The sequence below is a fragment of the Burkholderia sp. Ed8 genome (genome assembly GCF_040761425.1).
GTDB classification, from domain to species: domain Bacteria; phylum Pseudomonadota; class Gammaproteobacteria; order Burkholderiales; family Burkholderiaceae; genus Burkholderia; species Burkholderia seminalis.
Genome location: NZ_CP142886.1, coordinates 2,465,980 through 2,481,637, shown reverse-complemented (window position 1 = coordinate 2,481,637; position 15,658 = coordinate 2,465,980). Strand labels below are relative to the sequence as shown.

At 58.3% G+C, this 15,658-nt stretch carries 15 protein-coding genes and 1 pseudogene; 6 read left to right on the top strand and 10 right to left on the bottom strand.

The genetic code is table 11. The features are described 5' to 3' along the window. Positions 1-218: 218 nt before the first annotated feature. From VXM69_RS25395 to VXM69_RS25370, 6 genes are all read left to right on the top strand, one after another. Positions 219-2,021, top strand: a complete 1,803-nt coding sequence (locus VXM69_RS25395) for a phage integrase family protein (RefSeq protein ID WP_367189413.1) — start codon at positions 219-221, stop codon at positions 2,019-2,021. Positions 2,022-2,708: 687 nt separating this feature from the next. Continuing rightward, on the top strand, positions 2,709-3,032 hold the full coding sequence (locus VXM69_RS25390) for a helix-turn-helix transcriptional regulator (RefSeq protein ID WP_321968090.1): 324 nt from the start codon (positions 2,709-2,711) through the stop codon (positions 3,030-3,032). Then, positions 3,029-4,351: a type II toxin-antitoxin system HipA family toxin gene (locus VXM69_RS25385; RefSeq protein WP_367189412.1), complete on the top strand. Its 1,323-nt coding sequence runs from the start codon at positions 3,029-3,031 to the stop codon at positions 4,349-4,351. Before VXM69_RS25390 ends, VXM69_RS25385 begins: the two co-directional genes overlap by 4 nt. A 257-nt stretch (positions 4,352-4,608) precedes the next feature. Then, positions 4,609-5,151, top strand: a complete 543-nt coding sequence (locus VXM69_RS25380; RefSeq protein ID WP_175907237.1) for a transposase — start codon at positions 4,609-4,611, stop codon at positions 5,149-5,151. Beyond that, complete coding sequence (gene tnpB, locus VXM69_RS25375; RefSeq protein WP_121863073.1) at positions 5,127-5,477, top strand: IS66 family insertion sequence element accessory protein TnpB; 351 nt, start codon at positions 5,127-5,129, stop codon at positions 5,475-5,477. The genes VXM69_RS25380 and tnpB (VXM69_RS25375) overlap by 25 nt, the downstream gene beginning before the upstream one ends. Positions 5,478-5,508: 31 nt before the next feature. Beyond that, positions 5,509-7,041: an IS66 family transposase gene (locus VXM69_RS25370; RefSeq protein WP_367189411.1), complete on the top strand. Its 1,533-nt coding sequence runs from the start codon at positions 5,509-5,511 to the stop codon at positions 7,039-7,041. Positions 7,042-7,092: 51 nt separating this feature from the next. Here the strand turns inward: VXM69_RS25370 and VXM69_RS25365 are convergent, their stop codons facing one another. The 10 genes and pseudogenes from VXM69_RS25365 to VXM69_RS25320 form a co-directional block, all read right to left on the bottom strand. Continuing rightward, on the bottom strand, positions 7,093-8,664 hold the full coding sequence (locus tag VXM69_RS25365; protein ID WP_367188812.1) for an IS66 family transposase: 1,572 nt from the start codon (positions 8,662-8,664) through the stop codon (positions 7,093-7,095). 51 nt (positions 8,665-8,715) lie between these two features. Next, positions 8,716-9,063: an IS66 family insertion sequence element accessory protein TnpB gene (gene tnpB, locus VXM69_RS25360; protein ID WP_038785480.1), complete on the bottom strand. Its 348-nt coding sequence runs from the start codon at positions 9,061-9,063 to the stop codon at positions 8,716-8,718. Further along, positions 9,060-9,473 (bottom strand): transposase, encoded by a 414-nt coding sequence (locus tag VXM69_RS25355; RefSeq protein WP_080298168.1) that lies wholly within the window; start codon positions 9,471-9,473, stop codon positions 9,060-9,062. The genes tnpB (VXM69_RS25360) and VXM69_RS25355 overlap by 4 nt, the downstream gene beginning before the upstream one ends. 470 nt (positions 9,474-9,943) lie before the next feature. Next, entirely contained in the window at positions 9,944-11,200 is a 1,257-nt protein-coding gene (locus tag VXM69_RS25350; protein ID WP_321968092.1) for a cation:proton antiporter, read from the bottom strand. A gap of 558 nt (positions 11,201-11,758) precedes the next feature. Beyond that, entirely contained in the window at positions 11,759-12,634 is an 876-nt protein-coding gene (locus VXM69_RS25345; RefSeq protein WP_367189410.1) for a phytanoyl-CoA dioxygenase family protein, read from the bottom strand. A 222-nt stretch (positions 12,635-12,856) separates the two neighbouring features. Continuing rightward, positions 12,857-13,456 carry an AAA family ATPase gene (locus VXM69_RS25340; protein WP_321968094.1) on the bottom strand — a complete coding sequence of 200 codons (600 nt, stop codon included), beginning with the start codon at positions 13,454-13,456 and terminating at the stop codon, positions 12,857-12,859. 91 nt (positions 13,457-13,547) lie between these two features. Beyond that, complete coding sequence (locus VXM69_RS25335; protein ID WP_367189409.1) at positions 13,548-13,754, bottom strand: MbtH family protein; 207 nt, start codon at positions 13,752-13,754, stop codon at positions 13,548-13,550. Positions 13,755-13,892: 138 nt separating this feature from the next. Further along, positions 13,893-14,750, bottom strand: a complete 858-nt coding sequence (locus tag VXM69_RS25330; RefSeq protein ID WP_321968096.1) for an amino acid racemase — start codon at positions 14,748-14,750, stop codon at positions 13,893-13,895. An 80-nt stretch (positions 14,751-14,830) separates the two neighbouring features. After that, positions 14,831-15,130, bottom strand: a pseudogene (locus VXM69_RS25325) (thioesterase II family protein); the annotation flags it as partial. Next, positions 15,118-15,555 (bottom strand): thioesterase II family protein, encoded by a 438-nt coding sequence (locus VXM69_RS25320; RefSeq protein ID WP_367189408.1) that lies wholly within the window; start codon positions 15,553-15,555, stop codon positions 15,118-15,120. The pseudogene VXM69_RS25325 and the gene VXM69_RS25320, both read right to left, overlap by 13 nt. Positions 15,556-15,658: the final 103 nt, after the last annotated feature.

Sequence of the window (15,658 nt, the reverse complement as noted above, 5' to 3'; positions counted from 1 at the left end):
CTTCGATTTCGAACTCGCGCTTCGCGCTCGTCGACCATACCGACGAACCATCGGAAAGCACTGACTACCTAACTGTACGCGCGGCACCGAGACTGGTTAAAACGCCATTCCAAGACCGAAAGCGACTACGTAACGCGTCCGGCGGTGGATGCTTGCTCAGGCTGTTTGCGATAAATATCCTTATCGCATGGAGCCTATGGGCGACCTAAACTGGATGCATGTGTACTGCCCCGACCTCCTCCGCACGGCCGGGCGACGGAAATTTCGCTGGGACAGCCCTGCCCGATCTCGCGTCGCTGGCCGCCCTGCGCGCCTGGCATGAAGGCCTCACCGCCCGCGCGGCGGTCGCGCGCTACCTGCCGCACCGCAAGGCCGATGGACAATCGTCGCGTGGCCTCCTGGGCCGCATCCGTCGTCAGCTCGTCGCATGCGCGACGGCCCGCCAGCGCGACGACCTGATTCCACTGTTCACGCACCCGGCCGCGGACCGCACCCGCCATGCAGCGCAGGTCGTTGTCGCCCTCGACGTGCTACGCACCACGCCCATTCCCGCACCGCTGCCAGCCGACCCCGTGAACCGGTGGCTGCCGCCGCGCACCGCACGCGCCCTCGCCACCGCCCACATCAACTCGCTCGCCGACCTGCTCGTGCACCGGGCGCGGCGCAAGCGCTGGTGGCGGAACATTGCGGGCCTCGGCCGTCAGGGCGCGCAACGCCTCGAGACTTTCCTGGCCGCCCATCACGCGTTGGTCCAGCGCGCCGCTACGCTCGTCGCCTACGAGGCCGACGGGGCTCAACTCGTCCCACTATGGTCACTTGAGTCCCTGCCCGCGGCCCTCGATGGCTCACACGGCCGCTTCCGGGCCCCGCGCGACACCTGTGGCCTCGCCGCGTCCAACGACTACCAGGCGATCGAGGCTTGGCTGACACTGCACGAATCGGCGCACACCGCACGTGCCTACCGGCGCGAGGCGGAGCGGCTGTTGCTGTGGGCGATCGTGGAACGGCGCGTTCCACTTTCATCGCTCACCACCGACGACGCGATCGCCTATCGCACCTTCTTGCGACATCCGACGCCCGCCGCGCGCTGGATCGGGCCGCCGTGCCCGCGCGCCACACCGGCCTGGCGCCCGTTTGCCGGGCACCTGACAACGCGCTCAACAGCCTATGCGCTGGCCGTCCTGCGCGCGCTCTTCGGGTGGTTGGTCGGCCAGCACTATGTCGTGCTCAATCCGTTTGCGGGGGTGACCGTCCGCGGCGGCGCAACGCGCGCGCCGTTCGATACCGGGCGGGCGTTGACTGACCGGGAGTGGCGGGTCGTGCGAACTGCAGCCGACCAGCTCGAGCGGACCGGCTGGAGCGCCCCGGCTGCCGAGCGGCTGCGGTTTGTGCTCGACTTCGGCTACGCGACCGGCCTGCGCGTGCAGGAACTGGTGGCCGCAACGCTGGGCGACATCGCGACGGACGCCCGCGGCGCGTTATGGCTCGAGGTAATGGGAAAAGGGGCGAAATCGGGGCGCGTGGCCCTGCCGCCGCTCGCGCGGGACGCGCTACGGCGCACGCTGAAGGCACGGGGTCTGCCGGTCAGGCGCCCCCATTGGCAGCCAGCCACCCCGTTGGTCGCCGACCTCAATGTGGTCCATCGTGCAGCACGCCCTGGCGGGGCCCACATCAGTGCGGCGCGGTTGCGGCAGGTGTTAGGTGAGTTTTTTCGGGAGACCGCCGAGCGCGTGAACACCCGCAATTCGGCACTCGCGGCGAAGCTGCGGTGCGCGAGCCCCCACTGGCTGCGCCATACGCATGCCACGCATGCACTCGACGCCGGCGTGGAGCTGGTTGTCGTGCGAGACAACCTGCGCCACGCCTCGGTGGCAACCACCTCGACCTATCTCCACGGGGAAGAGGCGAAACGCGCGCGCCAAGTCAGCGCGGCGTTCCGGCGGGCCCCGTCACGCATGTCGCGCCGTCAGACGGCATCCCGCTCACGTAACAACAGCAGCATCCGATCACCATTTAAATAGGTAAGCACGTCGACCAAATCCGGTTGAACGAGCTACCGAGCAATCCTCATCAGCCGCCGCCGAATCGCGCCGAGGGTGGTAGTTGCCGATTGCCTCGCTCCCACGTGATCGGGCTGATAGCATTCCGTTGCTTTCGGAGCAGTCATACCGGCACGGCAGATCTGGGTCAGCTCGGCGGCGTACGAACGTACGCGATCAATGAACGACACCCTTTCGTCGCGAGGCTGAATCGCAGAGGCTACCTGTCCATGTTGAACCTGAGTTTAGACTGGCAATCGTGCCGCAGCGGTAAGGGTTCCTTATCTCGTTATCGATCCGTTCGGCGACGCAAGCAGACAGCCACGCGCGGTAGCAAATGTCCGTTGTGGAGTCGCGTGAAAGGCTCGTTGCATCCGAGGCTGCGTGGAAACTGTTTGCGCTCCGCTGAGATGGAATGCACCTCGCGCTAGCGAGACTACGTTTCATGGCGCATGCGCAAAAGTTACACGACGCGGTTCGCGGCCCGTGCTTTCGCAATGCGCGGCGGCGCTGGCCGCCTCCCGCCACCGTCTTTATGAATCACATAGTGAACATTACGTGATTAATCCTTGTTAATGCCTAACATATGAGACGTTACTTGCAGAGATGCAATGTATGCTATATGATACGTTAGTAACTAAATTCGCGTTAATGTACCGGATACTGAACATGAACCTTGCCGAACTGGGTGAGGCCTTCCGCCGTGCGCGTATGGCCGCCAATCTGACCCAACAACAGGTTGCCGATATCACCGGCGTGACGCGCGGCCGCATCAGCACGTTTGAGACGGGGGCGCTGCCAGAAATCGGCGCCGTCAAGATGCTCAGCCTGTTCGACGCGGTCGGCCTGGAACTGATCGCCCGCCGGCCTGGCCATCGGCGCACGCTCGACGACGTCCTGATTGAGCCCATCGAATCAGACAACGCGCCGCCTCGCCAGCGCGTGCGTCTGAACGCCGCTCAACGCCTGAAGGCCACGGAGGGCCAGTCGTGACCCGCGCCCCCCTTGACGTGTATGTGAATGGTCAGCAGATTGGCACGTTAGCCGAGGAGGCCGGCAAATACGTCTTCACCTACCTTCCCGATGTTCCGGCGACAGACCTCGTATCCCTGCTCATGCCCGTGCGTGCGGAATCATATGGCTGGAAGACGCTGCACCCCTTCTTCCAAATGAATCTGCCGGAAGGCTTCAAGAAGGATCTGATGATTCGCCGTCTTGGCCCTCACGCTGACGTGAGTGATATTGGTCTGCTTGCGCTTACTGGCGCAAACACGATCGGGCGTGTCCAGGTCGTTCCGAGAGGCGTTACACCTGCGATCGTCGCCAGCAAAGCCGATATGGCTGGGCTACTTGCGGCGGCCGACTCACGCGACAACCTTCTGCGCCAGCTTGAGGGCGGGATCACGGAAGGGGTCTCGGGCGTCATGCCCAAGGCGCTCATTCGGCCAGACGACCGGGCAACGGTCTGGACCGACGAGTTCATCGTGAAGACAGGATTCGAGGATCTACCAGGGCTCGCGATCAACGAATACCTGTGCCTTGAAGTGGCTCGCGAAGCTGGCCTTGAGGTGCCTGAGACGCGATTGTCCGACGACGGGCAGGTGCTAGCCGTACGTCGCTTTGACCGCCAAACAAATGACCAGGTACTTGCGGTCGAGGACTACTGCTCTCTCAAATCAAACAATGCCGTCGACAAATACAGAGGGTCGCTGGAGGACCTTGCCAAGCTCACCGCGTACTATGTGCCGCGTGAGACGTTCAAGGACACTGCGCGGCGTCTCTACACGCTAATCCTGCTGAACTATGCGATTCGCAATGCCGACGCTCACCTGAAGAACTTCGCGCTCGTCTATTCAAGCGGGGATGACGTTCGGCTTGCTCCGGTTTATGACGTTTTGAGCGGGACCGTCTACCCGAAGTATCAGACGCATCTGCCCGCGTTGACGCTGAATGGAAAACGCGTATGGGCGTCGGGTCGCATGCTGGCGGCATACGGGGGTGCCCGGCTGGGCTTGAGCAAGGGCGATATGGACGAAGCGCGCGAGCGGATCACGAGCGCGGTGCACAAAGTCTCACCGATGGTCACCGAATACGCGGAACGTTACCCAATCTTCCGGGAAGTAGCCAAGGGCATGCTGAACGTGTGGGGGAGCGGGATCGAAGACATCAAGGCTGACGCGAAGCCGGGAAAGACCACTCCGGCGCCATTGCGTGAGCAGATGGGTATGTCCGATCTGAATTCGGCTACCCGGCGCAAGGAGGCGAATCCCTACGCCAACACCGACGGAGCTTTCAGCTACAAGTCCCGGTAGGCCGCTCGTCACATCGTTCGGTCTACACTACCCGTTAGCCGGAGCAGTGTAAGCGGCCAGCCAACCCATCTTGACGAGCGAGTTTAGGCGACGGTCGAGAGAGGTTGCCAGCTATGCGGCAGCAGCGCGTCGATGTCGCTGGCCTTGTGGGTCGGCAAACGTGTCGTCGATTGCGCGCGCCGTTGATACTTCGGTTCTTCCTGAACATCGTAAGCCGTCAATAAACGACGCCCTACCAATGGTAGGCATAAGGTCAGATGCTAAGTGTCCGCGTGGACACATGCACTCAGACCATGATGACAGAGAAACAGGACCTTCGAAGCAGACTGGTAGTTGGCCAACGACGGGATGGCCGGCGGGAATTTGATGAAGATGCCGTGCGGGAGCTGGTCGAGTTTTGCCTGAAGCCGGGGGTATCGATCGCCCGGGCGGCTATGGACCATGACGTCAATCCGAATCAGTTGCGCCGCTGGATCTCGCGCCATCAGCAGCATACGCTGCAAACCCCAACGAGGCCGGACCCGCTGGTGATCGACGGCGTATCGATCGACATTCCGGGCACTGCCCGTCGGGTTCCGATGAGTGAAGCGCGGGCATTCGTTCCTGTCGTCACGACTGCGTCGACCGTGCCTGCCGTTTCCCCAGTACTGCCACCAGCCCCGTCGTTGATGGCGCTCTCGTTACATGTGCGCTTGTCCAATGGTGTCGAATTTGATCTCGGCGAGGCGAGTGTCGATGAGCTGGCCACGGTGATCCAGATGCTCGGGAGGCTGCCGTGTTCCGGTTCGACGAAGAGCTGAAGGTTTATCTGCATCGCGATCCAGTCGACTTCCGCATGGGCATCAACGGGTTGTCGATTCTGGTCGAACAGGCGATGCGCCTGAATCTGATGACCTCGGCGCTGTTCGTGTTCGGCAACCGACGACGCGATCGCATCAAGATTCTCGGCTGGGGCGGCAACGGCTTCTGGTTGCTGCTCAAGCGACTCGAAGCCGACCGCTTCGTCTGGCCGAACGGAGGCGACACGATCACGCTCAGCGCTGAGCAGTTGCACTGGCTGCTCGACGGAATCGACCTGGCCGTGATCCAGAAGCATCCCCAGCGATATTACGCGCGGATGAGCTGAACACGACGAGGGCGACATGGTCTAACCGGCCATGCCGAACAATCCCGTCATGTTGAGCGCCGAGGAGTACGAGGCGCTGATTGCCGCGAGCGCCGAACGCGATGCGCTGCGCGGTGAGCTTCGACTCGTGACGGCTCAGCGCGATCTGGCCGAGGAGAAACTGCGGGCCTACAAGCACGAACTGTTCGGCGCATCGAGCGAAGCGCGCCATGCTGACCAGCTCGGTCTGTTCAACGAAGCCGAGGCGCTGGCGACGACTACCGACGCGCCCGCGCGCGAGGATATGCCCGGCACATCGGTCGCCGCTCACACGCGCGGCAAGCGTGGGCGCAAACCACTCGATCCGAACCTGCCGCGCGAGGTCGTGCGACACGAGTTGCCCGAGTCCGAACGGTTCTGCGCGCATGATGGCCATGCTCTCGTCGAGATCGGCGTGGAAACGAGCGAACAGCTCGACGTGATTCCCGAGCAAGTGTGCGTCGTTCAGCACCAACGGGTCAAATACGCGTGCCCATGCTGCGATCTCGGTATCAAGGTCACGCCCGCACCGGCGCGTATCATCCCTCGCGGGCTGCTCACGGAATCCGCGCTGGCGTGGATCATCACCGGCAAGTACCAGTACGGCATGCCGCTGTATCGCCAGGCCACGCTGCTGCGTCGCTTCGGCGGCGCCATCTCGTCGAACACGCTGGCCGCCAGCGTAGTGCGGGTGGGGCTCGCCACGCAGCCGGTGATCAATCTGATGCGCGACGCGCTGCTCGAATCGGACCTGATCTACGGCGACGAGACAACGTTCCAGGTGCTGAAGGAGCCGGGACGAAGGCCGCAGGCGAAGAGTTACCTGTGGGCGCAGGTCAACAGCTCGGGGCCGCCTGTGCGGATGTTCTCGTACTCGCCGGGGCGCGGCGCCCAGCATGCGCAGAAGCTCTATGCCGGCGTGCAGCCTGGCACCGTGCTGATGACTGACGGGTACGAGCTCTACAACGGCATCGCCCACGATCACCAGCTCGTGCATCTCGGATGCTGGGCACACGTGCGCCGCGGCTTCATCAAGGCCGAGGAGTCGGTGCCGAAGGCGGCACGCTCGCCGGACCTACTGGCGACGCGCTTCGTCGTGCTGATCGGCAAGCTGTTCGCGGCCGAGGCGCGCAGCGCGAAGTGGAAGTCTGAACGCCGGCAGCGACTGCGTGCCCGGTACAGCGCCCGCGTGCTCACCATCATCGAGCGCATGCTGGTCGAGCATCTGCCAGGCGTCGTGCCGTCGAGTCTGCTCGGCAAGGCATTGCAGTACATGAGCGGACAGTGGCCCAAGCTGGTCCGCTACGTCGGTAACGGCAACTGGCCGATCTCGAACAACCTGTGCGAGAACGCGATCCGGCCGTTCGTCGTCGGCCGCAAGGGCTGGCTGTTCTCCGATACTGTCGCCGGCGCGCAGGCCAGTGCCAACCTGTACTCCCTCGTCGAGACGTGCAAGGCGAACGGCATCGAGCCGTATCGCTATCTGGTCTGGCTGTTCACCAGGTTGCCGCTCGCTGCAACTGCCGACGACTACGCCGATCTGTAAGCGCCCGAGCAGTACCGTAGTGCAGGTTGTTGACTGCGGAGCTCTGCGACGCTATCGGATGGGGTCGACGCGAGCAGTAGGCGGCAGCGACGGCGCCACGTTCCACGGCAGCAGCTCGTCGACGCGGTTAGCCGGATAGTCGGCGATGCGCTCGAGCACGTAGGCGAGATACGCCTCGGGATCGAGGCCGTTTAAGCGCGCCGTGCCAATCAGGCTATACATCGCGGCGGCACGTTCGCCACCGGAGTCGGCGCCGGCGAACAGATAGTTCCGCCGTCCGAGAGCGACGGCTCGCAATGCTCGCTCGGCAATCAGGTTGTCGATCTCCGCACACCCATCGCTGCAGTAGTAGACGAGCGCTGGCCAGCGATTCAGCGCGTACCGAATCGCCTTGGTCGTGTCAGATTTTGCAGAGAGGTTGGCGAGCGTCGCTTCGAACCAACGCTTCATGTCGTCGAGCAGCGGCACCGCCCGCGCTTGGCGCACACTGCGCCGTTCGTCGGGCGGCTTGCCGCGGATCTGCTCTTCGATCTTGTAGAGCGCGCCGATCCGGCGCAGCGCCTCCTCCGTCACGGCGTTGGGGCGCACCGCATGCAGGTCGTGGATCTTCCGGCGCGCGTGAGCCATACATGCGGCTTCCTGGACGCGCCCGTCGAGATATAGCTCGGCATAGCCCGCGAACGCATCGGCCTGCAGCACACCAGTGAAGTCAGCGAGATGTCGCTGCGGATGCTCACCGCGGCGATCTGACGTGTAGGCGAACCAGGCCGCCGGCGGTTCGTCGGAGCCGCTCGGCCGATCATCGCGCACGTAGACCCAGAGACGTCCTGTCTTCGTTCGACCGTTGCCCGGCGCCAGCACCGGCAGCGGAGTGTCGTCCGCATGCACCTTACCGCAGGCCAGCGTGTAGCGGCGCACGGCGTCGACCAACGGTGCGAGCAGCGCCGTGATGCTGCCCATCCAGTAGCCCATCGCGCCGGGATCGATCTCGACGCCGTCACGCGCGTACATCACCGCCTGGCGGTGCAGCGGAAGGTGGTACGCGAACTTCGACACGGCGATGTGGGCGAGCAGCGCCGGACCCGGGATGCCCCGATCGATCGGGCGGCTCGGCGCCGCAGCCTGCACGATGCGATCGCAGCGCGCGCAGGCCAGCTTCGGGCGGCGATGACGGATCACACGGAAGTGCGCACGCACGTATTCGAGTTGCTCCGCGACGTCTTCGCCCAACGGCTTGAGCTGTCCACCGCAATCGGGGCAGTCATCATCGGCGGGCAGATGGACGCGCTCTTCGCGTTCAAGATGTTCGGGTAGCGGCTTGCGGCTCGGACCTTCGCGGCGCGGCCGCTTTGCCTCGGGAGCGGCTGCTACATCGGCGGCGCCTTCGTCGGCCTGCAGATCCTCCAGCCGCAATTCGAGCTGCTCGATCTGACGATCCAGCTTCTCCGATTTACGGCCGAACTGCATGCGGCGCAGTTTCGCGATCGTGAGCTTTAGGTGCTCGATCTCAAGTGAGCGCGACGAGAGTTGCTGCCGCAGCTCGGCGACCTGGGCGTCGCGCTCACGCAGCAACGCTTTCAAAGCGTCGATGTCGTCGGGCAGCGCGGTCGAGGTCGATTCCATGAGGACAGTTTACGACTGCCCATGATCACGCGAGCACCAGTTAACAATGGTTTACAGCGCGCTGCGTGGGCGCGCGGCTTCGACCGGCTGCCGCCAATCGAAACCCTCGAGCAAGAGCGACAGTTGGGCGGTTGTGAGCGCGACCACGCCGGCGTCAGCACGCGGCCACGCAAAACGCCCCTTCTCGAGCCGCTTCGCCAATAAACATAGCCCGCCGTCGCTCCAATACAAGCACTTCAGCAGGTCACCGCGCTTGCCCCGGAACACGAACACGTGTCCAGAGAACGGATCTTTCTCCAGCACCGTCTGTACCTTCGCGGCCAACGAATTGAAGCCGCATCGCATATCGGTGACGCCCGCCGCGATCCAGATCCGCGTGTTTTGAGGCAGACCGATCATCGTAAAATGCGATCGAGAACAGAACGCAGCACGTCCGGGTCTGGCGCGCCTTCGATGCGAATCGACGTCTTGCCATGCTGGATCTGGATCGAGCCGGACGGTATGTTGTCGGTCGCAGTCGGCACCTCGAGCGCCATCGACGGCTGAGACGGTTCGTTGACGACAACCGGCAGCATTGCGTCTGGAATCGCATCGTCCGTTAGCAGGCCTTGCGCATGGAGGCGACGCCATGCCCACACCTGATTGGCATTGATGCCGTTCTCGCGAGCAACACGGGCGACCGATGCGCCGGGCTCGAATGTCAGCGCGACGATGGTCCGCTTCCATTCCGTGGGATGTCGGCGAGTTTGCCGTTTCGGCGGGATCTCGACTGTCTGAGTCACTCTGTCCACAACTCCTATCGTGGACACGACTGGTCATTCGTGTCCTTCACAGGACATCATGGCACTCGTCACCGAGCGTTCACAGACGGTACTGGTCTCGTGCTTACGCCGATCTCATGCCTTGGAGAATGCCTGCTGCCCTCAACCACTGAGGGGCGTCGTTAAAAGACCGCGTACTGAACATCCACGTTCAGGTATTTGCTAATCGTGTTGCGCGATAGGCTTGTGAGACGCGATATCTCGCGTACCGACTTGTTCTGGCGGTGGAACATACGCCGCACCTTGCCAATCATGGTCATCGGGATCATCCCCAAACACCCTGCCTGAAAAGCTAGCAGGATAGGTTGATTGCCCGGCTCAGTTTTCAGTCGGCGCGATCCCTACAAGTGGCTCAATTTCCGGTCGGCGTAAACAATCCCGTGCAAGTTGCGTGAACATGCGAAGTCATATCGAGCCTAGCCGCTAATCGGACACCCCAGGACCGTTCGCCGTATCAGTCAATGTGGATCGGATGAGGTAACGTGCCGAGCGTCGCGCAGTATGTGGTACGTGCTTCCGTCATTAAACAAGCGCACAAACGGAATTGTCATTGCTGTGGTCACGAGCGCCATCGTCACAAGGATCGCGTAGACATTTTCGGGCAGCACGCCCATCTGCAGCCCCATCGCGAGTACGACTAGCTCCATCAGGCCTCGCGTATTCATCAACGATCCGATGATTGCGGCATCGCGCGTTCCGGTACCGCCTGCGCGCGCGCCGAGAAACGAGCCCCCGAACTTGCCAACGAACGCGACGAAAAAGAACACCGCAAACCAGAACCACGCGGCTGACGTCGTTAGCACGCTAAGCTTCGCGTGCAGTCCAGCGTACGCGAAGAACACAGGCAGCAAAATCATACGTACGAAGCTGCCAAAATACGCATCCCAGTTTTCGCGCAAATTGGCCAAGTCTCCCAGTAGGATCGCCGCGAACAACGCGCCGAACAAGCTGTGAAACCCGAGCGCCGCAGTTCCCCACGCGGAAGCGAAGATGTATGGTACGACAATCGACAGGCATTCGCCGGGAGACTTGGCGCGCCTGCACAGCGGCCGCACAATGAACTTCACGAGCAGGATTGATACGACGCCAAAACCAAGCAGTTCGGCGATTACGACGACAAAACTGATTGCACCCGATCCCGCCACTGATAGCGATGCGACAACACCGAGCGCAATCCAGCCGGCGAGGTCGGTAATCATCGCGGCCCCCAACGCAAGCCTAGCAGCCGGATGACGGGTAAGGTTCAAGTCGAACACAATCTTCGCCATCACGGGGACAGCAGATACGGACAGCGCGACACCGCAAAACAGGACATATTCGAGTTTCGGGTAGTTCGCCGCGAGCGCTGACCGCGACCACAATGCGGCGCCGATACCGAGGACAAACGGCAATGCCATCCCACATGCAGCGACGAGCAGTGCGGGTTGGAACGATTTCAGTCCATCGCCTTTCTTGCCGAGTTCGAGATGCAGGCCGACATCGAACATCAACATGACGACGCCAACCTCACCGAGCTGGGAGATGCCAGCCGATGCAGACGGCCCGAACACAGTCGCGTAGAACTCCGGTGTGATAGCACCGATGATCGACGGCCCAAGCACGATACCCGCGACGATCTCGCCAACAACACGTGACTGGCCGATGCGCCTTGCAAGCGCGCCGAAGCATCCGCACGCCGCGACGATGATGGCTAGTTGAAGCAGCCAGAATGTCATAAACCGATCCTCCGAAATTTTGGATTGCGAACGCGACTCTGAAGTGGGCGCACTATGACCGATTTAAAAAACGGCCCTCATATAGCCATGAATAAAATAACGAAATGGACGAGAATGCGCACGCAGAAACCATCTATGACTAATGCGTCCCCGGGACAGCACGAGCACACCATCGACAAGAAAATAGCGAGTCCAGTCACCGAGCAGCACAAGCACGATTGACCATCGCTGGACGATCACGAAAATAGGGCAAAACGTCAAATACAAACAGAAATCTCTCGCCCCATAAAATTCACTCTAAAACATCGATGTTCATCGACTCGCCACACCGCACCCCGGCATAAAGAATACCCCTAATAAGCGACAGGCAGCATGATGCTCTGTCGCGATAACGCGACAGAGCCCAAGACCCTCGTTCCGACCACCGAAGAAGCAGCACATTAATTTCGAACGTCAACTCACAACTACACATTTTGCGCGAACGCGACCAAAGACTTTACCTACCTAGTTCATTAAATACAAAATCCACTTCGTTTCGCGCCACTCCTTCCCGAGGATTCACGCGAATTCACCCTTTGCCGGCTTAATCGGGGTACACCCCGTATTACACAGGTTAATATTATCCCTAGGATGAATTGGATGGTTATCTACACTACGGTAGACGTTTGCCACTAGGACGCGAACTTTATTGGAGAGATTCGGTTGCGAGGCGTGGAGATTCCTCGAATCGAGAATCCAAGCAGTACCAGCCGGACCTTCAAGGTAGATTTTCTCGAATTTCCGATCGTATTCCGCGATTTTCTCTGGCTTTATCTGGAGCGACAAATATGCCCCAGTGTCAGAACTATTATCTCCATCTTGACGATTACTGAAATCAGTCTCATCCCTAAGATCATCCATACTCATGTGATGAGCGCGCTTCCACGTATAAGTCGCCCCATTTTCTTTTGTTTGATCGGTAACCGCAATAAAAATAGAGACGATTTTGGTCGGATCTGGCACGCCGTCCAAGTAATGCCAAAACGTGATACCGCGATGAGGATCCCATTTTTCCCCAGCCCCACTGGGCGCCTTGGGATTGTATTTCGTTTGATGAAAAACCACATCCTCACCAATTATCGATTGGACGGCCCCAAGAATCCGAATATCTGTAGCAAAATGTGCGAGAAGAGGATTTGCGTTTTCCCAACCCATCACACTCCTGACAATCCCCGAGCCACTCTCAGTGATGACATCAATGTGATTCGGATCTGCACAGACACCATCAAATGATTCTTGAACACTCTTCATTTCCTCGTCTGAAAAGACCTTCCCGAGATTAATCACACTTTCTCGCCTAAAATTTTCAATATCCTGCTCATTCAACCGGAAATCAAAACCGGATTTATTTCCTGACTCGAACTCGCCGAACCCACCATTCATTCCAGATTTCATACCTTTCCTCTCCAGTTTACTAGCAACATGGCCCGATTCCACACTTAACGAAGTGCTCTCACGGGAGATTTTCCGAATGCACATTCATCCAACCAGAATCTACTCCGTGCACCTTCCATCCATGAAATTTCGAGTCATCTCTCATAAATATCTGCACGAATTTCAGCCACCTCAAGAGTTGGCCGATATCCGCACAAGCCACGCCTCTTTACAACACCAAATTTAACCGGAATTTAACTGCGTGTTGAGCCGCTCAAATGCCAATGGCAAGGGATTATCGGCCAGCCAGTTTGATATTTCAGCAGCGACCTTATCCACTTCCTTTCCAGTAGTATCTACTTCAAAATCGTATTGCATCGATTTGTGGATCCAATCCACCTGACTGGCCGCCAAACCAACACTACGATCGCTCCGGGCACTCTCGCGCCGCGCCAGTTCAGCAGCATCACACTTCACTGCGATGAGATATACAGGAATGTGGGCGAGATTTTCGACAAGTAAGTGCCTTGCACGTGCGTTGCTAAGGACAGTATCCAAAACTACCTCTTGACCATACTTCGCGTACTCACCAACGGCTGCGTACATGGCACAACACAGCGCGCATAACATCAGCTCCGTTTCCATCTTTTCCCGCCCCTCCCACCCTGTCCAATAGTCGGGCGGCTCCATATCTCTGAATGCATCGAGTTGAACGTGATGAAGTGGTGCCCCCCAAAGAGCCTGCATCGCTTTCGCCAATGTAGTCTTGCCTGCACTCGATGCTCCGTTTAGGACAATGACTCTAGCCGGCTGAGGTAGAACTAGTTGCTGTAGATACGGCATGAGTTTTCGCCTTTGTAGATAAATGATTAAATTACGGGAGGCACGTCTTTTCCGATTAATATCAACCGTCTACGCCAAAGGTATACGTGCTTCAATTGCTCTCCGCTTTAACCCGTAGTGATTTAGGACGCATATCGAGCCAGATTGAGTCAATCTGGCTAAGACACTGCTCACGCGGGCTCGCTTCGCCATGGGCAATCCACCCCTCCGGCAGGTGGCGGTCGGCAGGCCATATCGAGTACTGCCCTTCTTCGTTGACCACGACTTTGAACAAGGAAGTGCTTGTTTGGTTTGTCATATTCTCACCTCGAGAAATACTGATTAGTTACTCGATGGCCATCCCTGGCGCAACCGAGGACGTTGTGAAGAACAGCTCACGAAACTAACTCACGACAATGAAGCAACAAAATTTATGTTTCAGCATATGCCACTACGATCACTGATCCGGCTCCTCGTTTGACCCATGTTTGACACAGTGTCGGGCAAGTGCTCTAGCAAGTACCAATCCAGCGTCTATTGCCACACATTCATCAGAGGGCGCTACGAAGGCCAAGGGAATTTCCGTACAACCAAGAATAAACGAATTGCAGTCATACTCCTCACTAAGGTCTGCCGCAACCTGCGAAAAGCACTTCTGCGCAAACCCTATGTCGCCGGCTTTTACTCCCTCGTATATTCCTTTCATAAGTAGCATCTGCGCGTCATTAGAAGGCACATAGCACACGATACCGTGCAATGCCAATGTCTGTTGATATATACCCGATCGATAAGTTCCCTGCGTTGCAAGAAGAACAGTCCGGGTAATTTTCTGCTCTGTCAAAAACTGAGCAACTTCCCGACCAATATGTAAAAACTCGATGCTAGGAAAAAGGACTTCCAACTTCTCATGCCAAGCATGTGCCGTATTACACGGTATCGCGATGTGAGTTACCCCCAACTTGACAAAACGAGCAGTCACCTCGGTAAACTCACTCAAAAGCTTGTCTACCCCGCGATCGGATGATGTTAGCGCCACGCTTCTGTCACTGAAGGGTATTTGGGCGACCCAATGTTCTGGATAGGCCTGGTCACAAATATAGGTACCTTGCGAGTCAAGTTCGGCTGTGCAACATCGAACGAACATCTCAACGAACTTTGCCCCCGCCTCCGGCCCCATACCCGCAAGAATTCCAGCGACGGCCCTTCCCGGAATTCGCCGAGGGCTACTCTTTATCCCTTTTATGAGAATCAACGCGCGAAACTTCCATGCGAATTCCCGAAATAGAAAGATCGTACCGTTCTTCATTGCAGTCATTTATTAGTTAGCCAAAAGCCTTCCAATATAAAACAGCCACACGAATCTAATGCGACTTACACCGGCTTGCGCAAATACCCTCAAACCCCTCTTTCAATATCCAGAAATCTCTCAACAAACGTCACGACTTCTTTCATTTCCGAATTCAAAAAAAAGTGCCCTCCTGAAAACGTCTTTAATTGTGTGCGGCCGCAACTTAGCTGCAGCCAACCATTGAGATCTTCTAGCGTCACATCCGCATCTTCGAGACCACCCAAAACGCCAATCGAAGAGCGAAGAGCGTCTGTATGCTTATATACATAACTGTCAATCATCGCGTAGTCATATCGCAAGATGGGAAGAAGAATCTCGCGCATCTCTTTATGTTCTACAAGCTCTTTAGGAGTACCCCCAACTCAACCAAGTTAGAAAGTATGTAGGAATCTGTCCAGGATGATCGACATCCATGTTGCGTCCAACGTTGAGGTGATCGGCATCCAGACACGAAAACCGCCATGGGCAATCGCGCCGCTGCTTTTTCAATCAAACGTGTGACCTCATACGCTAACAATGCCCCCATACTATGACCAAATAATGCATATGGAACCCCATTTACCATTTGTCGAACGTGGTGCATCAGCGCCTCGCTAAGTTCTGCAAAGTTGGTTGGCGTTTGACTACCCGTGGGGAAATTTCGGCCAGGAAGTGGAACAGTTACAATTTCAAGAAATGACGCATACTGCTTCCATGGAATATAAGTCCGACTACTTCCACCTGCATGCGGAAAGCAGATCAGTCGGATCGCGGAATTATCGATAGAGCTCATGACTTCTTAAACTGATTGATAAACAAAATACAGACATATTTTATGTTGAAAATTTCAATCATTAATTTCATATTCACTTAATTTAACCCAGCATGAAAATTTT